The 18,430-nt window shown below is 67.5% G+C and carries 23 protein-coding genes; 7 read left to right on the top strand and 16 right to left on the bottom strand.

All coding sequences use genetic code 11. From position 1 onward, the window contains the following. The 5 genes from I6J77_RS00410 to I6J77_RS00390 form a co-directional block, all read right to left on the bottom strand. Positions 1-315 (bottom strand): DNA-binding protein, encoded by a 315-nt coding sequence (locus tag I6J77_RS00410; RefSeq protein WP_204110118.1) that lies wholly within the window; start codon positions 313-315, stop codon positions 1-3. A gap of 4 nt (positions 316-319) precedes the next feature. Continuing rightward, positions 320-658: a type II toxin-antitoxin system RelE/ParE family toxin gene (locus tag I6J77_RS00405; protein ID WP_204110117.1), complete on the bottom strand. Its 339-nt coding sequence runs from the start codon at positions 656-658 to the stop codon at positions 320-322. A gap of 601 nt (positions 659-1,259) precedes the next feature. Further along, positions 1,260-2,261, bottom strand: coding sequence for an NADP-dependent oxidoreductase (locus tag I6J77_RS00400; RefSeq protein ID WP_204110116.1), 1,002 nt, complete (start codon positions 2,259-2,261; stop codon positions 1,260-1,262). Then, positions 2,258-3,100 carry an oxidoreductase gene (locus tag I6J77_RS00395; protein ID WP_204110115.1) on the bottom strand — a complete coding sequence of 281 codons (843 nt, stop codon included), beginning with the start codon at positions 3,098-3,100 and terminating at the stop codon, positions 2,258-2,260. The genes I6J77_RS00400 and I6J77_RS00395 overlap by 4 nt, the downstream gene beginning before the upstream one ends. Before the next feature lie 151 nt (positions 3,101-3,251). Then, a complete protein-coding gene (locus I6J77_RS00390) occupies positions 3,252-3,857 on the bottom strand; it encodes a TetR/AcrR family transcriptional regulator (RefSeq protein WP_204110114.1) in 606 nt (201 codons plus the stop codon). A 451-nt stretch (positions 3,858-4,308) separates the two neighbouring features. Between I6J77_RS00390 and I6J77_RS00385 the strand changes: the two genes are divergently transcribed. From I6J77_RS00385 to I6J77_RS00375, 3 genes are read left to right on the top strand one after another with little or no spacing between them, the layout of a single operon-like run. After that, a complete protein-coding gene (locus I6J77_RS00385) occupies positions 4,309-5,319 on the top strand; it encodes a PD40 domain-containing protein (RefSeq protein WP_204110113.1) in 1,011 nt (336 codons plus the stop codon). Further along, entirely contained in the window at positions 5,306-6,277 is a 972-nt protein-coding gene (locus I6J77_RS00380) for a PD40 domain-containing protein (RefSeq protein ID WP_204110112.1), read from the top strand. Before I6J77_RS00385 ends, I6J77_RS00380 begins: the two co-directional genes overlap by 14 nt. 60 nt (positions 6,278-6,337) lie before the next feature. Beyond that, complete coding sequence (locus I6J77_RS00375) at positions 6,338-7,153, top strand: hypothetical protein (RefSeq protein WP_204110111.1); 816 nt, start codon at positions 6,338-6,340, stop codon at positions 7,151-7,153. A gap of 21 nt (positions 7,154-7,174) precedes the next feature. On the opposite strand, the gene I6J77_RS00370 is transcribed toward I6J77_RS00375, so the two are convergent. The 7 genes from I6J77_RS00370 to I6J77_RS00340 form a co-directional block, all read right to left on the bottom strand. Further along, positions 7,175-8,356 (bottom strand): AI-2E family transporter, encoded by a 1,182-nt coding sequence (locus tag I6J77_RS00370; protein WP_204110110.1) that lies wholly within the window; start codon positions 8,354-8,356, stop codon positions 7,175-7,177. Positions 8,357-8,366: 10 nt separating this feature from the next. Further along, positions 8,367-8,693 (bottom strand): hypothetical protein, encoded by a 327-nt coding sequence (locus I6J77_RS00365; protein WP_056713827.1) that lies wholly within the window; start codon positions 8,691-8,693, stop codon positions 8,367-8,369. After that, entirely contained in the window at positions 8,690-9,190 is a 501-nt protein-coding gene (locus tag I6J77_RS00360) for an ABC transporter ATP-binding protein (protein ID WP_239309097.1), read from the bottom strand. The genes I6J77_RS00365 and I6J77_RS00360 overlap by 4 nt, the downstream gene beginning before the upstream one ends. Then, positions 9,187-9,549 carry a YqjD family protein gene (locus I6J77_RS00355; RefSeq protein WP_056713833.1) on the bottom strand — a complete coding sequence of 121 codons (363 nt, stop codon included), beginning with the start codon at positions 9,547-9,549 and terminating at the stop codon, positions 9,187-9,189. Before I6J77_RS00355 ends, I6J77_RS00360 begins: the two co-directional genes overlap by 4 nt. A gap of 54 nt (positions 9,550-9,603) precedes the next feature. After that, the gene (locus tag I6J77_RS00350) at positions 9,604-9,759 is read right to left on the bottom strand and encodes a DUF1328 domain-containing protein (protein ID WP_007809737.1); all 156 of its coding nucleotides are present in this window, start codon (positions 9,757-9,759) and stop codon (positions 9,604-9,606) included. Positions 9,760-9,896: 137 nt separating this feature from the next. Then, positions 9,897-10,520: a YbhB/YbcL family Raf kinase inhibitor-like protein gene (locus tag I6J77_RS00345; protein ID WP_204110109.1), complete on the bottom strand. Its 624-nt coding sequence runs from the start codon at positions 10,518-10,520 to the stop codon at positions 9,897-9,899. 72 nt (positions 10,521-10,592) lie between these two features. Beyond that, entirely contained in the window at positions 10,593-11,681 is a 1,089-nt protein-coding gene (locus I6J77_RS00340) for a sorbosone dehydrogenase family protein (RefSeq protein WP_204110108.1), read from the bottom strand. A 99-nt stretch (positions 11,682-11,780) separates the two neighbouring features. On the opposite strand from I6J77_RS00340, the gene I6J77_RS00335 reads away from it, so the two are divergent. From I6J77_RS00335 to I6J77_RS00325, 3 genes are all read left to right on the top strand, one after another. Beyond that, on the top strand, positions 11,781-13,256 hold the full coding sequence (locus tag I6J77_RS00335) for an AAA family ATPase (protein WP_204110107.1): 1,476 nt from the start codon (positions 11,781-11,783) through the stop codon (positions 13,254-13,256). A gap of 110 nt (positions 13,257-13,366) precedes the next feature. Continuing rightward, entirely contained in the window at positions 13,367-13,579 is a 213-nt protein-coding gene (locus I6J77_RS00330; RefSeq protein ID WP_204110106.1) for a DUF3820 family protein, read from the top strand. A 113-nt stretch (positions 13,580-13,692) separates the two neighbouring features. Then, positions 13,693-14,304 carry a 2OG-Fe(II) oxygenase gene (locus I6J77_RS00325; protein WP_056762959.1) on the top strand — a complete coding sequence of 204 codons (612 nt, stop codon included), beginning with the start codon at positions 13,693-13,695 and terminating at the stop codon, positions 14,302-14,304. On the opposite strand, the gene I6J77_RS00320 is transcribed toward I6J77_RS00325, so the two are convergent. Genes I6J77_RS00320 through I6J77_RS00310 form a run of 3 tightly spaced genes read right to left on the bottom strand, consistent with a single transcriptional unit; the run spans position 14,277 to position 16,633 of the window. Then, positions 14,277-15,317, bottom strand: coding sequence for a YheT family hydrolase (locus I6J77_RS00320; protein ID WP_204110105.1), 1,041 nt, complete (start codon positions 15,315-15,317; stop codon positions 14,277-14,279). The genes I6J77_RS00325 and I6J77_RS00320 overlap by 28 nt on opposite strands. Beyond that, positions 15,314-16,114 (bottom strand): 1-acyl-sn-glycerol-3-phosphate acyltransferase, encoded by an 801-nt coding sequence (locus tag I6J77_RS00315; protein WP_056714493.1) that lies wholly within the window; start codon positions 16,112-16,114, stop codon positions 15,314-15,316. The genes I6J77_RS00320 and I6J77_RS00315 overlap by 4 nt, the downstream gene beginning before the upstream one ends. Before the next feature lie 18 nt (positions 16,115-16,132). Next, complete coding sequence (locus tag I6J77_RS00310; protein ID WP_056714495.1) at positions 16,133-16,633, bottom strand: Lrp/AsnC family transcriptional regulator; 501 nt, start codon at positions 16,631-16,633, stop codon at positions 16,133-16,135. A 134-nt stretch (positions 16,634-16,767) separates the two neighbouring features. Here I6J77_RS00310 and phhA point away from each other — a divergent pair, with 134 nt between their 5' ends. Next, entirely contained in the window at positions 16,768-17,655 is an 888-nt protein-coding gene (phhA, locus tag I6J77_RS00305; protein WP_204110104.1) for a phenylalanine 4-monooxygenase, read from the top strand. A gap of 9 nt (positions 17,656-17,664) precedes the next feature. On the opposite strand, the gene I6J77_RS00300 is transcribed toward phhA, so the two are convergent. Continuing rightward, on the bottom strand, positions 17,665-18,345 hold the full coding sequence (locus I6J77_RS00300) for an SGNH/GDSL hydrolase family protein (protein WP_204110103.1): 681 nt from the start codon (positions 18,343-18,345) through the stop codon (positions 17,665-17,667). Positions 18,346-18,430 lie beyond the last annotated feature (85 nt).

Here is an 18,430-nt window from a genome sequence, read left to right as displayed (position 1 = left end):
TCAGGCGGCGCGAACCTCGATGTCCACCTGCAGGCTTCGGCGCAACACATCGAAGATGGCGGCCAGGTTGTCCATGCTCGGGTTGCCGGTGGCGGACAACATGCGATGCAGGCTCTTGCTCGGGCGCTCGGTGGCCGACGCCAGCCCTTCGAAGCCCACGGTGGCGTTGACCAGGTCGCGCAGAACCACCCGCGCCATCGCCGGATCGCCATTGAGGAACAACGACCCGGCCTCGTCCAGCAAGGCCCGCGCAAACGCCGGCTCGCGCCGCACGCGCTCCACCACGGTCTGCTTGAAGTCTCTCGTCAGTGGCATGCCATCACCTCGCCTTGCTTGAACGCGACTTGCGCGCCCGATACTCGTCGTTCAATTGCTTCGCTCGCTTGATGTCGCCTTTCTGGCTGGCCTTGGTGCCGCCGGTAAACAGCAGGATCAATTTGTCTCCATCCCGCGTCAGATAAATTCGATAGCCCGGGCCCCAGTCGATGCGGTATTCGCCGATGCCATCGAACCACTTCACGCTGGCGGTATTGCCCATCTCCATCCGCAACACCGCGATAGCCACCTTGGCCGCCGCCTGCACGTGCAAGCTGTCGAACCAGTCCCGATAGGGAATGCGGCCGTTCTCGGCGATGTATTCCTCGACTTTCCATGTCATGGCTTATGGTAACATTTATGTTACTTAAATCAACCAGCTTGGTTGCGGTCTTACCGGCGAGGTCTGGAGGGTGAGGCTCGATCTGCGAGAGCGCGGTCAGGTCACTTAGTCCAAGCTCGAAGTGAACCTGACCCTGTTAGTTCTGAGCCTCTGATGCGCTGCTCGTCAATCGACGATGCCTTGCCAGACAGGCACGCCGCCGCCGGGAGCGCGCCCCGTGCACGATGCTTTTGCCTGGCGCGCCGGCATTTAAGTTCGTCTGCCTTCGGCAGCCGAGTTGCTTGCTCTCTGCGCGGTTGCGGAGAAAGACAACCATCGAAAAGGTCCGCCCGCCTGGCGCCTGCCGGACTCGGGCAACGGTGCCTGCGTTGCCTCGGCTCGGGCATCCATGCCCTCGCCTGGCCGGCCAGCCAGCCCGTTCGCCGGGGCGCAGGTGGAGCGGCGGGCCATCCGCAGCGCACTCCTTGCGCAGCCGCTGCGCGGGTGCGACAGCCCGCGGCTACTGGCGTCGGATGGATGCCTCAACCCATGGCAAGCACCCGCCGCTGAGATGCAAAGAACGGAGAGTGCGCCCTGACTGCAAGATTCAGAGGTGAAGGATTCATTTCAATCGGACCACCACTTTCCCCTTCGCGTGCCCTGCCTCGACGTAGGCAAGGGCTTCGTTGGTCGAAGCGAACGGAAACACCCGATCGAGTACCGGGCTGATGGCCCCGGCGTCGATGAGTCGTGTGATCTCGCGCAGCTGCTGCCCACTCGCCTTCATGAAAAGAAACGAGTAGCCCACGCCCGACTGCTGCGCCTTCCGCCTCACTCTTGAGCTCAGCAACCGCATGACCAGCCTGACGAGCAAACGCGCTCCGATCTCGTGTCCGAACTGCGGGTCGGGCGGCCCGGAAATGGAGATCAGCTTGCCGCCGCGCTTCAGGATGCCAAGCGACCTGTCGAGTGTCCTGGCGTCCTGGCTGTGCAACACCACGTCGTAGTCGCGAAGCACGTCCTTGAAGTCCTGTGCCCGGTAGTCGATGACGATGTCGGCGCCCAGGCCCTTGACTAGCGCGACGTTGGTGGAGCCGGTCGTCGTGGCGACGGTCGCGCCCAGATGCCTGGCCAACTGGATGGCGAAGCTGCCGACGCCGCCGGAGCCGGCCTGGACGAAGACCTTCTGGCCCTTCTTCAGGCCGGCCCTCTCGACGAGCGCCTGCCATGCCGTCAGCCCCACCAGTGGAATGGAAGCGGCTTGCTCCATCGTCAGCCCTTTGGGCTTGAGTGCAAGCGACGTCTCCCTGACAGGGACGAATTCGGCGAACGTACCGATCCGGAAGTCATCCACCCGCGCGTACACCTCGTCGCCTGGTTTGAACTGCCGCACGCGCCTGCCGACCTTCACGACGACGCCCGCCACATCGTGACCGAGGATGAGAGGCAGGCGATAGGGCAGGATCAGCTTGAACTCGCCGCTCCGGATCTTGGCGTCGAGGAGGTTCAGGCCGGCGGCATGTACCTCGACCAGAACCTCGTCTTCATGGATATCCGGGATTGGCACATCCGCCAGACGCAGGGCGGCTTGCTTCCGATAGCGGTCGACGACGAAGGCTTTCATGACTTCACCACCTCCATTGCATCGAGCCGCAGATCCCTTCGAATCCCGGCATCCATCATTCCGGCGGGCGCAAATCTCCGCAACCACGCCAGTCGGCCAGCGAGCCCACCAGCCGTGTAGCGAAGTCGGGGGCGAGCCGCATCGGCGGCCTTCAGCACGACCTGCGCCACGACACGCGGCTGGTCTGCACGCGCCATCACTTCCTTCACGCGCTGGCCGACGGCGATGCGAGCTTCACGGTACGCATCGAGCTTGACATCGGGCTGCAGGAAGTTCGCGTCGAATGGCGTGTTCGTGTAGGCAGGCTCGATGATCGAGACCCGGATGCCCCTCGTACGCAACTCATGGTCGAGCGACTCGGAATAGCCCTCGATCGCGTGCTTCGTCGCGGCGTAGAGCGCGCCGTAGGGCATGGGCAACAAGCCAAGCACCGAACCGATGTTGATGATGCGCCCCACGCCCTGTTTGCGCATGTGGGGAAGAACGGCCCGCGTCATCCGGACGATCCCGAAGAAGTTGGTATCGAATATGGACTGGGCCTGCTCGACCGAGCTTTCCTCTGCCCCGGCAGGAGCCACTCCGAAGCCGGCATTGTTGACGAGAAGGTCGATACGGCCCTCCCGTTGCATCAACTGCGCGACGGCGTCGGCGACGGATGCATCACGGGTAACGTCCAGGGTCAGCATCTCGAATGGCCGTTCGCCCGTACTGCCGCCGCGTCGACTCGTGCCGTACACCGTGTAGCCCGCGCTCGCGAGCAGCTCCGCAGTGGCTTGCCCGATGCCCGATGAGGCACCTGTCACGAGGGCGACCTTGTTGCCAGGCTTCTTCATGTTCATGGCGCTTCTCTGTCAGGTTGCAGGGATGGGGAATGTCGCTGGCGGCAACGACCGCGCGGTGGACCGCGGTCATCGAGAAGCTTGTTCGATCAGTTTCGCATGATGATCATCATGCGTAATGGCGAGCGACGGGATCACGGGCATCGAGGACTCAGTGTCCGATCGAGGTCAGGTGTTTGAGCGCCGCTTCGCGCAGGCTGTCCGAAAGACCGGGCTCATCGACCGCGCGAGCAAGCATCACGGCACCCACCATCGTGGAGAGCATCACGAGCGCCCTGTCGTGTGCGCCATGCTTGCCCCAGTCCGCCGATTGGCGGGCAAGGAGATCGACCGTCGCCTTGACATGACGCGTCAGCACTCGACGCACTTCGGGCGTCTGTCGCGAGGTCTCTGACCCCAGGGCGGCCAAAGGGCAGCCCGCCTCCGGTTGCGCGACATGCTCCTTTGAAAGGTATGCGGCAAGCATGACGTCAAGCGCCACGTCGGGAGGTGTACTGGCCGCAAGCTCGGCGGCGCCGGTGGCCGACTCAGCGCACGCCGCCGCCGCCGCCGCCGCCAGCATGGCCTCGCGTGAGGGGAAATGCGAATAGAAGGCACCATGCGTCAGGCCGGCTTCCTTCATGAGGTCCGCAACGCCCGTTCCATCGTATCCGCTGCGGCGGATCGCCCGCGCGGCGGCGGACAGGATGCGTTCGCGCGTGGCGTCCTTGGCGGCGGTTCGGGCATTGGTTGACGTATTTCGCATGACGATCATCATACGACAATTCCGGCGACCCCGCTACCCGTCAATGAAGCCTCCCGGCGCATCGCCAATTCCGGTCTTCAGCTTCGTGCATCCCCACCAGAGGATCTCTCATGAATTACCTCCGCCTGGCCTGATTCATCCCCGAGAACTTCGCTGCGATGGCGCCGGACGACGTCAAGGCGTTGGACGGGAAGATGCGCGCCACCAGCAAGGTCGGGGTTTCCGCCGTCCGCACTGGCGCAACCGGGCAAGCAGGGCAAAGCAACTGCAGTCGCTCCTGCAATGGCCGCCACTTCCAGGGCGATGCTCGTGACTCGGGACAAGATTCCCCGACGGGAACGCACCGGTCGCCCCGCGCGAGCAACCGCTGGTCACGGCGGCTCTCCGCTCGTCACAAAGCGGCGGCGATGCGCTGGCGCCGCTGCGCAGACTCGGCCGCACATCATCGCGCCGAGGAACACGCATGGCCCACCGCTCGCTCACCCTGCTCGCCAGCAGCCTCGTCGCGCTGGGAATTTTCGGCACGACTGCGACCCACGCCGCCAGCGTGACTTCCCCATCGCCGGAAATCTTCGCCCCCGGCGCGATCTCCGGCCCTTCCGGCGTGGATTGCCTGACCTTCGCGCCGGACGGCAATACCGTCTACTTCGACCAGCAGGCGCGCTGGAACGGTTTCATCATGGAAGCGCATCGCGTGGGCAATGGCTGGTCGACGCCGCGGATCGCGCCGTTCTCCGGACAATGGCAGGACCATGATCCGGCGATGGCGCCGGACGGTTCGTTCCTGGTGTACACCTCCAACCGTGCCGCGGCGGCCGGCGCACCGGCGCTGCATGGCGGCCAGCTGTGGCGGGTGGACCGCCACGGCAGCGGCTGGGGCGAGCCGCAACGATTGCCCGACGCGGTGAACGTCGGCACCAGCGTGTACGCGCCCAGCGTGGCGGCGAACGGCGACGTGTACTACCAGCGGCGCGACGAGGCCACCCGCGAATTCCATCTCTACCGCACGGCCTGGCGCGATGGCCGCTACCAGGCGCCGCAGCGCCTCGCGCTGGGCGATCCGGCGGCACACGAACTCGATCCAGCGGTGGCGCCGGACCAGTCGTTCATCGTGTTCGACGCGAACTACGCGGGCAAGGACAAACCCGACCGGCTGTACATCGCCTTCCGCGACGGCGCGGGCTGGGGCGCGCCGATCGACCTGGGCGATGCGGTGAACCGCTACGAGCCCTGGGGTTCGCACCTGGGCCCGGACGCCCGCACGCTGTACTTCACCAGCAACTACACGGCGAAGGTGAGCTACCCGCGCACGGACGCGCAGGCGCGAGACGACCTGGCGCGGATGCGCGCGTGGGACAACGGCAACGACCACATCTGGAAAATGTCGCTGGCACCGTGGCTCGACGCGCCGCGCTCGCGCGAAGCCGCGGCAAGCTCCCATCACTCGACCGGGAACAGCCATGACGCCACGTAACCTCGCCTTCGTCGCCAGCCTCGCACTCGCCTTCGCATCACCACTCGCCTGCGCCGGCGCGCTGCTGGGGGCAGGCGTGATCTCCACCGGCCTGCAGGAAACCTCGGTCGCGCTGACGCCGGACGGAAACACGCTGTACTTTATGCGCTCGGATCTTGCCGAAGCCGACGACACCATCATGGTCTCGCATCGCGCGGGCGATCGCTGGTCGACGCCGCGGGTCGCCGGGTTCTCCGGCGAGTGGCACGACTCCGAGCCGACGCTGTCGCCCGATGGCCGGCGCCTGTACTTCGTCTCCAACCGGCCGCTGCGGCCGGGCGGCACGCCGGTGACGGCGACGATGAACGGACGCAGTTTTCCCGGCACGAACCTGTGGTTCGTCGAACGGCAGGCCGCTGGCGGATGGGCCGCGCCGGTGCATGTCGACGGCGCGCTCAACGACGGGGCGATGATCTACAACCCGTCGGTGGCGGCCAACGGCGACGTCTATTTCTCGGCGCATCGCGCGGATTCCGGCAAGGCCTACCAGATCTACGTGGCGCGCGATCACGGCCATGCCATGCCGGAGCAGGTGCCGCTGGGCGATCTCGCGAACAATCGCATGGACCCCGCGGTAGACCCGGCCGGGCGCTTCCTGCTGTACGCGGGCAACGAAGGCGATGCGCTGGGCAGCGCGGATATCTACATCGTGTTCCGCCAGCCCGATGGCGGCTGGAGCAAGCCGGAGCACCTGGGCGGCGACGTCAACAGCCGCACGCTGGAAAACGCGCCTTCGCTGGGTCCGGCGTTCGGCGAACTGTTCGTGTCGAGCGCGCGCCGCGACGAGGTGAGTTTTCCGAAGCCCCGCGACGACGCGGACTCGCTGCAGCGGCGGCTGCAGTCGCCGCTGAACGGCTCGCGCAATCTCTGGCGCTTCGATATTTCCGGGGTGCTGCGCGCCCATGGCATCGCGCACTGACCAGCCATCGCGCCCGCGTCGATGGACGACCATCGACAGCCCCCACTCCTGGAGTCCGTCATGACCCGCCGCTTCCGCGCCACCCGCCATCTCGCCTTGTGCGTTTCGATGTCTTGTCTGGGCATCTCATGGGTCCATGCCGAACCCGCCACGAACTTCCTGCGCCCCGAACTCAAGGTGGGCGAACACTTGTCCGACGTGTTCGCCAAGACCGTCTCGACCCGGGGCGCGGGGTTCGAGGAAACGGTCGATCGCATCAGCGGCACCGCCGACTACGCAGTGACCGGCGTGACGGCGAAGGCCTTCGTCTTCGACGAAGACGATCGCTACGACGGCCATCCGGCCCACGGGCCGGTGCACGGCATCGAGATCCTTCGCGACGGCATCACCAACTGCCATGCGGGCAAGTGCCGCATCAACGACCAGACCAGCGGCGTGATCTTCAATCCCTTGCTGTGGGGCAAGGCGCCGGAGCAGCTCCGCGCCGGCGTGAGCTGGGACGTCGCCATCCCCAAGCCCTGGGAAATCGGCCCGGCCGGAACGGAACAGGTGCGCGTGCTGCGTGCCGATCCGCGCGACGGGGTCGTCACGCTGACCCGTACCGGCAGCGGCGAAGGCCGGTCGTCCGACGACCAGTCGCGCGAGAAAAGGGGCAAGCCGATGCAGATCACCACCACCGCCGGCAAGACCATCGAGGTGTCGGTGATCCCGGGCAAGGCCAGCTGGAGCGGCTACACGACGATCCGCCGGGGCGTCATCATCAGCGACGTGATCATGGTGCAGCGGCACGTGACGCTGGTATCCGCAAGCGGCGACAGGTTCGAAGGCGAGCAGCGCTCCTACACCTTGCTCAACCTGTCGCGGGACGACCTCTGACGGACACGACGCGGATCGCGCTCAGCGCTGCACGATGTGCGCGAACCACTCCCAGCCGCGCACGCGTTCGGTGATCAGCTTGGTGCAGGTCAGCATCGGCACGGCCAGCAGCGCGCCGGGGATGCCCCACAGCCAGCCCCAGACCAGCAGCCACAGCAGGATCGCGATGGGGCTCAGCCGCATGCTGGCGCCCTGGATCAGCGGGGTGATCAGGTTGCCTTCCACCGCGGTGATGCCGGCGAAGGTCAGCACCGGCAGGAACACTTCGAGGCTGGCGTCGTTGGCGTACAGCATGCACACCACCGCCAGCAAGGTGGTGGTGACGATCGCGCCCACATAGGGAATGAAGTTGGCGAACATCGCCACCGCGCCCCACAGCAGCGGGTCGGGCACCTTGTACAGCCACAGCATGCCGGCGGTGATCGCGCCTAGGCTGGCGTTGATCAGCAGCGCGGTGAGCAGGTAGCGCGAGATCTCGGTCTGGATGCCGCGCACGATCGTCACCGCGTGTCGCTTGTAGGCGAAGCTGGGGGTGATCTCGACCAGCCGGCGCAGCATCGAATCGCCGTAGATCAGGAAGAAGAACACCAGCAGCAGCACGCTGAGCACGGCCGCCAGCACCTTCGGCGCGGTCGAGACCACGTCCCAGGCGCTGATCGAGATCGGCGCGGACTGCGGCACGGCCGCGCGGGTGCTGGAACCGCTGACCAGGGTCTGGGTGGCGCGGTTGGCTGCCTCCAGCGGCTTGGTGAAGCTGCGCAGTTTCGGCACGAAACTCCGGATCGCGGTGGGCGCGCCGTGGAACCAGCCGATGGCCGGCTGGGCCAGCAGGCCCACGCCGCTGCCGATGCCGGTGATCAGGCCGATCATCAGCACCATCGCGGTAAGCCAGCGGGGGATACGCAGGCGGGCGCCGAAGGCCACGATGGGATTCAGCGCCAGGCCGATGAAGGCGGCCAGCACCAGCGGGATCAGCAAGGCCTTGGTCAGCGTGATGGTGTACAGCAGGGCCAGCAGCAGCAGGGCGTTGAAGACCAGGCGGATCGCACGCAGGTGGCGGCGTATGCCCAGCACCGGGTTGCGTCGCCGCAGCGGGGTGTCCGGGCCGGGCGGCGGTTCGAGCTCTTCGGCAACCGCGACCTCGGCGGCGACGCCAACGGCGGTACCGGACGCCAGCGTCTGCAGTGGTTCGGGTTCGCTCATGCCGGTTTGCTCATGCCTGTTCGCCGGGCTCGGCGATGTCCGCCGCGGCGTGCTTCGCCATGCTGACCTCGGCGAAGTCGGCCACCAGCCGGGTGCCCTGCGCCACCACTTCGGCCAGGCCGCCGCTCAACAGCGAGCCGAATCCCGGCACGCGCAGCGGATGCACGTCCAGCGTGCCCAGCACCACGCCGGCACCGGCGGCCACGCCCACCGTGGTCAGCGGGTTTTCGCGGCCGCGGGCGAGCAACCGCGCAGCCGGCGCGGCGAGTTCATGCCGCGCGAGCCGCATGCGCAGCTGGGCGGCTTTCACTTTGGCCAGGCGGTCGAACAGGCTCATGGCGTTCCCCCATCACGCTGCCCGGAAGGTGCGGCCGGCTTGTCCGCGTCCTCGTGCAGCGTTTCGCGCATCATCGCACCCCATTCGCTGCGTGTGGCGGGCAGGCTCATCCAGTGCATGCAGCGGCGGAACAGGATGATCGCGCCGAGCAGGAACAGCAGTTGCAGCACGGCCAGCCCCAGCAGCGCCCAGAACCACGAACCCCACCACGCGGCCAGCGCCACCCCGACCAGGCCCAGCAGGGTCAGGCCAAGCCCCACGCCCGCGACGGTGGCCGCCAGCGCGGCCAGCAGCATCCACGAAACGGCGCTGCGCGCCAGCCCCAGCTCGGCGGCCAGCAAGGCCAGCTGGGCGCCGAACAGATGCCGGATCGCGCGCCCGAACTGGCCCAGTTCGGCCAGCAGACCAGACGACAGCGGCGCCGGGCCCGGCGCCGCTGTCGCATGAGTCGATGCACCGTCGCCGTTCACGGGATCGGTCTGGTCCGGATGGCTCACCGCCGCAGGATGCGACCGAGCAGCCAGCCGGCGCCCAGCGCGATGGCCACCGACTGCACCGGCTTCTCGCGCACGTAGTCACGCGCCTGCTCCAGCCAGGCATCGGCGCGATCCATCGTCTGGTCATACACCTCGCGGCTGCGCTCGCTGACCTCGGCAGCCTTGTCGCTGGCCTTGTGCGCCGCGCCGGCCGCCTTGTCGGTGGCGCGGTGCAGGCCTTCCTCGACGTGGTCGGCGGCACGCTCGACGCTGTCCTTGGTGCTGGCGACGGCGGCCGACGTGGCCTGCTTGATCCGCTCGGCGCGCTCGTCGATGCGATCGCCGGCCGGCTGGTCGTTGCTGCTGACTTGATTGTTCATTGCTTGGCTCCGGAAAGACTCAGTATGGCGCGCCCGCGTCGCGATCGGCAGGGGTCAACTGGCGCGGCGGAAGAACGCGATGATCGCCAGGATCAGGAAGATCACGAACAGGATCTTGGCGATGCCGGCAGCGGCGCCGGCGATGCCGCCGAAACCGAGCACGGCGGCGATGATGGCGATGACCAGGAAGACCAGGGCGTAGTGAAGCATGGGGGAATCCTCGTATGGGGGAAGACGTGCCCGCGGTGCAACCGCGTGCAGCCATTCACCCATAGCCCGTGCCTTGCCGGTGTGAAGAGAAAACGGGCGGGCATGCACGCGGCGCCGACGTTCAGCGCCGCGACAGTTCAGCCGGCCACGTCCGGGTTGAGCGTGCAGGTGCCGACCAGCTCGGCCTGCTCCAGCACGTGGCCCGCCATCGCCGCGCGCAGCTCGGCCAGCGAAAAGCCGCTGACCAGCGGCAACGCCGCCACGTCCAGCGCGTACACGGTGAAGTGGTAGTGGTGCAGCAACGCGTCGTTCCACGGCGGGCACGGGCCGTCGTAGCCGAGGTATTCGCCACCCATGTCGGCATCGCCGCCGAACCAGCCGGTGAAATCGTTCACGCCCTGCACGCTGCCGGGCGGGCCGAACGGTTCGCGCTTGCCGCGCGGGGTGATCCCGTCGCTGCACGCACCGGCGGCAAGCTCGCCGCACTCGGCCGGGATGTTGGCCATCAGCCAGTGCACGAACTCCACCCGCGGCAGGTCCGCGGGCACGGTACGACCGGGCTGGTTCACGTCGTCGCCGCGGCTGGGCACGTCCGGGTCGATGCAGGTGAGCACGAACGAACGGGTGGCCGACGGCGCGTTCTTCCAGGCCAGGTGCGGGCTGTGGTTGTCGGACAGCGCGAACGGATCGGCGCGCTTGCCAAAGGTGAAGGTGGCCGGAATCGGCTGGTTGTTTTCGAAGTTGTCGCTGCGTAGTTGCATGGTGTGTGTCCACCTGGTTGGGTGTGGAGTGCGCTTCCTGCCGGCGCACGAATGACGAGCGTGACGCGAAACTCAGGGCTTGTACGTCACCCGATACACCGCGCCGGCCAGGTCGTCGCTGACCAGCACGCTGCCGTCGGCCAGCGGCTGCACGTCGGCCGGGCGGCCCCAGGCGCTCTCGTCCTGTTCGAAGCCGGTGATCAGCGGTGCGTACGACAGCACCTTGTCGCCCTTGAGGCGCACCGTCATCACCCGGTAGCCGGATTTCTGCGTGCGGTTCCACGAGCCGTGTTCGGCCACGATGATCGCGCCCTTGTAGCTGGCCGGGAACTGGTTGCCGTCGTAGAAGCGCATGCCGAGCGAGGCGACGTGCGCACCGAGCTTCAGCACCGGCGGCACGTAATCCTTGCAGCTCCTGCCCTTGCCGAAGTCCGGATCGAGCGTGTCGCCCTGGTGGCAGTACGGGTAGCCGAAGTGCTGGCCGGTCGCCGTGATCTCGTTCAGTTCGTCGCTGGGGATGTCGTCGCCGAGCAGGTCGCGGCCGTTGTCGGTGAACCACAGGTGGCCGCTGCCGGGCTGCCAGTCGAAGCCGACCGTGTTGCGGATGCCGCGGGCCACGTCTTCCCAGCCGCCGCCGTCGGGATTCATGCGGATCAGCTTGCCGTGGTCCGGCGCCGGATCGCAGATGTTGCAGGGCGCGCCGATCGGCACGTACAGCTTGCCGTCGGGACCGAAGGCGAGGAACTTGCCGCCGTGATGGGTCTCGGTGGGCAGCTGGTCGGTGACCAGCTCGGGCTTCGGTGGCGCGTCCAGGTGCTGCTCGATGTCACGCAGCACCACGATCCGGCTCACCGCCGACACGTACAGATCGCCATCATGGAAGGCCACGCCCATCGGCAGTTGCAGGCCGCTGGCGATGACCCGCACCTGGTCGGCCACGCCGTCGCCATCGCGGTCGGTCAGCGCATAGACCTTGCCCGCGCCGGTGGAGCCGACGAACACGGTGCCCTTGGCGCCCACCGCCATTTCGCGGGCGTTCGGCACCTGGTCGGCATACAGCGCAACGTGGAAACCTTTCGGCAGGACCAGCCTGTCCAGCTTCGTCGCCGCCAGCGCAGGCAACGACGAACCAAGCAGCAACAACGACAACAGCAGACGCATGGCGGCGCTCCTTCGGTGGGCGGAAGGCCAGCGTATATCGCCGCGCGTGAAGCCAGAAGCGTCGGCGCTCTGTAAACTCGTCCTCTTCGAGGGGGAAACATGAGCGAATTGCAGGATCTCACCACGCTGGTTCGCGCGGCCACGCCGCTGCTGGTGATCGAGACGGTGGACGAGCAGCGGGTGATCGAGTGCTTCCGCCACGTGATTGCCCAGGCACTGCATCCGCTGTGGCGCTGGACCCTCACCGACGGCCTGAACCGGCTCGACTTCGCCCAGCGCGAGGGCGACGTGGCGCCGGACGCCACCGCCACGCTGGACGCGATCCGCGCCCAGGACGAGCGCGGCATCTACCTGATGTTCGACTTCCACAGCCTGCTGCGCTACGCGATGAGCCTGCGCCAGTTGCGCGAGATCGTGCAGCGCCAGCGTTCGGCCGCGCACACCATCGTGCTGGTCGGCGCCAAGGTGGAGCTGCCCGAGGAGCTGGAAGCGCTGGCCTTGCGGGTGCCGCTGTCGTTGCCCGACATCAAGGAGCTGGCCGGCATCCTGCGCGCCGAGGCGGTGGCCTGGCAGCGCGAACAGAACCGCAAGATCGAGGTGGACAACGACGCCGCGCGCACCATCGTGCGCAACCTGCTGGGGCTGTCCGCCCCAGATGCGCGGCGCATCGTGCGCAAGCTGATCTACGCCGACGGCGCACTGGGGGCGAGCGACCTGCCGGTGCTGATGCAGTCCAAGTTCGACCTGCTCAACCGCTCCGGCCTGCTGCACTACGAATACGCCACCGCCAGCTTCGCCGATATCGCCGGGGTCAGCCGCGTGCGCGAATGGGTGCAGCGTCGGCGCGCGGTGTTCCTCGCCGCCACGCCCGACCCCGCGCTCGACCCGCCCAAGGGCTTGCTGTTGCTCGGCGTGCAGGGTTGCGGCAAGAGCCTGGCGGCGAAGGCGATCGCCGGCGGCTTCGGCGTGCCGCTGGTGCGGCTGGATTTCGGCACGCTGTACAACAAGTACCAGGGCGAGACCGAAAAGAACCTGCGCGAGGCGCTGGCCAGCACCGAGCTGCTGTCGCCGTGCGTGCTGTGGATCGACGAGATCGAGAAGGGCCTGGCCGGTGGCGGCGACGACGGCGGCGTGTCGCGCCGCGTGCTCGGCTACCTGCTGACCTGGATGGCCGAGCGCAAGGCCAAGGTGTTCGTCGTCGCCACCGCCAACGCGGTGCACGAGCTGCCCGCCGAGCTGCTGCGCAAGGGCCGTTTCGACGAGATCTTCTTCGTCGACCTGCCCGTCGCGGCGGTGCGCGAACAGATCTTCGCGATGCATCTGGCCCGCCGCAAGCTCGACCCGGCCAGCTTCGAGCTACCCGCGCTGGCGGCGGCGAGCGAAGGCTTTTCCGGCGCGGAAATCGAACAGACCATCGTCAGCGCGCTGTACGACGCGGCCGGCAACGGCACGCCGCCGGACCAGCCGACCCTGCTCCATGCCCTCAAGCAGACCCGCCCGCTGTCGGTCCTGATGCGCGAACAGGTGGACGCGCTGCGGGCCTGGGCGCAGGGGCGTTGCGTGGCGGCGGACTGACGCCCGGTTTCAGTCCAGCAGGTCGCGCATGGCGCTTTCGGGACCGGCCTTGCCGCATGCAGTCGTGTCGTTCCCGCCATGCCGTTCCTCCCTGCCACCGAGGCCATCACATGGACGCCGCCGATCTGCAGAAACTGGTGACCGTGCGCATGCCGTACGGCAAATACCAGGGCCGGCTGATCGCGGACCTGCCCGGTGCCTACCTGGCCTGGTTTGCCCGCGAGGGCTTCCCGCCCGGTCAGCTGGGCCGGTTGCTGGCCCTGATGCTGGAGCTCGATCACAACGGCCTGGGCCGCCTGCTCGATCCGTTGCGCACGCGCTGACGAATCATCGTATGCTGCGCCGCTGCCGGTCATGGCAGCCTGCCCCCCAGCGCCGCCCGACCAGGCATGCACCGGAACGGCCACTTCGCTGCTTCGCGCACTCCGGGCGTTCGATGTCTTCCCCCTTCTGTTTCGATGCCGCCGCCAGCGCGCTGGCGGTCGATGGCTGGTGCATGCTGCCCGGCCTGCTGGATGACGCGCAGACGCGTGCGCTGGGGCTCGAATGCGCCGCGCTGCACGATGCCCGGCAACTGCTGCCCGCCCGCACCGGCATCGGCCGCACGACATCGTCGCTGCGTGGCGACAGCATCCACTGGTTTGCCACGGATGCCCTGACCGGGCCGCAGCGGGTTTTCACCGACCGCATGGACGCGTTGCGCCAGAGGCTGGGGCGCGAACTGATGCTGAGCCTGGTCGATTGTGAATCGCACTACGCGATGTACCGGCCCGGCGCCGGCTACGCGCGGCACCTGGATCGCCTGCGCGGCAGCGACACCCGGGTCCTCTCGGCGGTGTTCTATCTCAACCAGGATTGGCTGGACACGGACGGTGGCGCGCTGCGCCTGTATCTGGACGACGGCAGCCATCGCGACATCCTCCCCCGCGCGGGCGAGCTGCTGCTGTTCCTGTCCGGCCGGTTCGAGCACGAGGTGTTGCCGGCCGCGCGCGACCGCATGAGCATCGCCAGCTGGATGCGTCAGCGCGCCGTGGGCGCGGATGCCTGAGCCGGCGCTCCGGCGTCGGCAATCGCGTTGAAGCGGCCGGCAATGTAGTCGTCCGAAAAGCTGGTCATGCCCCAGTCGCGGATGAAGCCGCAGTGGCCGCCGTACTCGGCGATGTCCAGTTCGATGTTCGGCGGCAGTTCGAGCTTTTCGAAACTGCCCACCGGAATCACCGGATCATCGCGCGAGGTCAGGATGGTGGCGGGAATCTGCATCGCCTGCATCGCGTCGCCGGCCACCGAATAGCCGTCCAGATACTGTTGCAGCGACTTGAAGTCGGTGTGGCGCAGCACCAGCGATTCGGTCAGCCCGCGCAGGTGCTGCTTCAGCTCGGACATCTCGAAGAACTGGTGCTCGGGAAACGCCCGCTGCTTGGCCAGCAGCGAGTGGCGCCACTTGCGCATGAAGTAGGCCTGGTAGAACCACGGCGCCGATTCCTCCAGCGCGAACAGCCCCGCACCCGGATCGATGATCGGGCAGACCGCCAGCACGTAACTCAGCGGAATGCCCAGCAGCGAGGTCTGCATCGCGGCGCGCAGCGCGAAGTTGCCGCCCAGCGAGAAGCCGGCCAGCGCCATCGGCCGGGCCGGGTAGCGCCGGGCGATGTCACCCAGCGCGTGCACCACTTCGTCGAGCCGGCAGGAGTGGAATAGCGCCTCGTTGAGGCCGTGGCTGTCGCCATGGTCGCGGAAGTTGAGGCGGAAGATGTCCCAGCCATCGGCCAGCAGGCGACTGCCGGTCTGCAGCACGTAGGTGGAGTCGACACTGCCTTCCCAGCCATGGAACAGCACGGCCAGTCCGCGCGACTGCGCAAGCGTCTTCTGCGCGGTGTAGGCACCGGTCAGGCGCACGCCGCCACCGCCATCGACCACCACCGGCTCGGCGCCCTGCAGCACGGTCTTCGCCGCGCGCGGCAGCAGCAGCCGGCGCACGCCGCTGGACGACAGCATGGTCTGGATATGACCGCTGCGCAGCGGCCAGGGTGGACGGAAATCCTTTCCGTAAAGCAGGCTCATTCCTGGCGGTCTTCCAGTGCGGAGGCGATGCGTTCGCGTGACAGCTCGGCCATGCGGCGGCGCGCATCGGGGGTGGCGGGCACCGGCGCCAGGAAGTGGATCTCGGCATCCATCGGCGCCTCGCCCAGCAGGCGCACGATGTTGCCGAAGAAGCTCTCGTCTTCGCGGAAGCCCGCATCGACCACCCGCCGGCCGCCACGGGCAAAGCGCAGCGCCACCGGCTGCACCGTCACTTCGGCATCGAGCGCGGCCTGGAAGATGCGCGCGTGGAACACTTTCAGCACGCCGTGGTAACCGGTGCCCCCTTCCGGGAACACCGCCACCGAACGCCCGGCGCGCAGGCGCTCGACCATGGCCTGCATCACCGTCGCCAGCGAATGGTTGTTGCCGCGGCGGTGGAAGATGGTGCCGCCGTTGGCGGCCAGCCAGCCGATCAGCGGCCAGCCGGCGATCTCCGCCTTGGCCACGAAGCAGGCCGCGCGCTGGCTGTGCAGCATGATGATGTCGAGCCACGAGGTGTGGTTGGCGACGAACAGCACGGGGTCGCGCAGCGCCTCGCCGAAACGCCGAGCACGCATGCCGAGGATGCGCAGCAGGGTCACCGACCACAGCCGGATCATCCGGTGCGCGAACGGTTCGCGTCCGTTCTTCATGACGGCCTGCTGGTTCCAGCTGAGCAGCAGCGCGCAGAGCAGGATGCCCAGCACGACGTGCAGCACCACCAGCGGCACGCGCCACAGGTAGCGCAGCGGGCGCAGCAGGTCGCGTTCGGGCACGGAGGTGGTGTCGATGCTCATCAGCTGCCCAGTTTAACGTTAGTTCCGCGCCGCCGCAGGCCCCGATCGCTCCAGCTGCGCCAGCGGCAGCGAGGGCGAACGCTTCACCGTTCTCAGCACGAAGCTCGAATTGACATCGCCGACCCCGCTGGCGTTCAACAGATGGTCGAGCAGGAAGCGCGAGAAGTCCTTGAGGTCGGCCACGTAAACGTGCAGCAGGTAGTCCATGTCGCCAGTCAGCGCATGGCAGGCGACCACTTCGTCCCAGCCGCTGACGCGCTCGACGAAACCCTCGATCGCCGCGCTCTCGTGGCGGGTCAGCTGGACCCTCACGAAGGCCTGCAGGCCCAGTCCGACCGCCTGCGGATCGACCTGGGCGGCGTAGCCGGTGATCACCTGGTCCGCCTCCAGCCGTTGCAGCCGGCGCAGGCAGGCCGACGGCGACAGGCTGACCCGCTCGGCCAGTTCGGCATTGGTGATGCGGCCTTCGCTCTGCAGCACGGCGAGCATGCGCAGGTCGGTGCGATCCAGCGAGGTCATGCAATGATCTCCTTCTCTTTTGGCGCTTGACGCAAGAATAGTTCATTCTCGACCCGTAATCGGACAATAAGGCAAGCCTGCTGCGGGCGATCCACCGTATCCTTGAGATCGCCTGTCCCACCCGGAGCCGCGCCATGGACACCCCTCGCAAAGTCGAACACCAGCAGACCGACCGCGGCTACGTGCCGGTCTATGCCACCGGCGTGGTCGAACAGCCATGGGACAGCTACAGCGCGACCGATCATGAAGTCTGGGACACGCTGTTCAAGCGCCAGCGCGAACTGCTGCCGGGCCGCGCCTGCCGGGAATTCCTCGACGGCGTCGAGCGCTTCGGCCTGGGCGATGGCGGCATCCCGAAATTTGCCGAGTTGAACAAGGTGCTCGGCGCCGCCACCGGCTGGGAGCTGGTCGCGGTGGAAGGCCTGCTGCCGGACGAGGTGTTCTTCGACCACCTGGCCCACCGCCGTTTCCCGGTCAGCTGGTGGATCAGGAAACCCGACCAGCTCGACTACCTCAGCGAGCCGGACCTGTTCCACGACATGTTCGGCCACGTGCCGCTGCTGCTGAACCCGGTGTTCGCCGGCTACATGCAGGCCTACGGCCGCGGCGGCATGAAGGCGTTCGCGATCGGCCCCGAAGCGCTGATGAACCTGACCCGGCTGTACTGGTACACGGTGGAGTTCGGCCTGATCAACACCGGCGACGGCCTGCGCATCTACGGCGCCGGCATCGTCAGCTCCAAGGGCGAGTCGATCTACTCGCTCGATTCGCCCTCGCCCAACCGCATCGGCTTCGGCCTGGAACGCGTGATGAGCACGCGCTACCGCATCGACACCTACCAGCAGACCTATTTCGTGATCGACAGCTTCGAGCAGCTGTTCGAGGCCACCCATCCGGACTTCACGCCGATCTACGCGAAGCTGTGCGAATCGCCCGCGCACGCCGCCGGCGACGTGCTCGATGAGGACCGCGTGTTCACCCGCGGCGACCGCGTGGGCTGGGCGACCAACGCGGACACCTGATTCGCCGGATCAGCGCAACGTGGCGTCCAGCCACGGACCCACCACGCCGGTCCACAGCGCATAGCCCTGCCGGTTCATGTGCAGCCCGTCGGCGATGAACCAACGCGATTGCGGCTGGCCGTCGCTGCCCAGCATCGGGGTGAACACGTCCAGGTAACTGACGCCCGGCTGGCTGACGGCATAGGCGCGCACCAGCGCATTCGCCTCGCGGATCTTCGGCAGCAACACCGCGCGCGCCACGCTGGGCTTGATGGCGATGAAGGCGATCGGGACATCAGCGTCGTACGAGCGCGCCTTGCGCACGAAGGCGGCGAAGTCGTCGCGCACACGGGCCGGGCTGTCGCCGTCGGCCAGGTCGTTGTCGCCCGCATACATCACGATCGCGCGCGGATGGTACGGCGCCACGATGCGGTCGGCGAAGAAGGTGGCATCGTCGAGCTCCGAACCGCCAAAGCCGCGGTTGAGCGTGCGCACCTGCGGGAAATCCGTCGCCAGCGAGCGCCACATGCGGATCGACGAACTGCCGATGAACAACACCGCGCCCGCCGCCGGTGGCTGCGCCCGATCCGTGGCCTGGAACGCGGCGATATCCCGGTTCCACTGCGCATGTTCGTTTTCCCGGTTGTCGCGTGCCGCCGCCAGCAGCGGGCACAGCAGCAGGATCCACAGCAGATGACGCATGCATTTCATCGTTCGCTCCGTCGTGGTCATGCCGGCTGCAGATTATCGATGCTGCCTGCAGACAGCGGGAAACGCCGTTCCCGAGCGTAGCGCA

The organism is Rhodanobacter sp. FDAARGOS 1247, assembly GCF_016889805.1.
Classification (GTDB): domain Bacteria; phylum Pseudomonadota; class Gammaproteobacteria; order Xanthomonadales; family Rhodanobacteraceae; genus Rhodanobacter.
The sequence above is the reverse complement of the archived record's forward strand: the minus strand, read 5'-3'. Positions and strand labels throughout refer to the sequence as shown.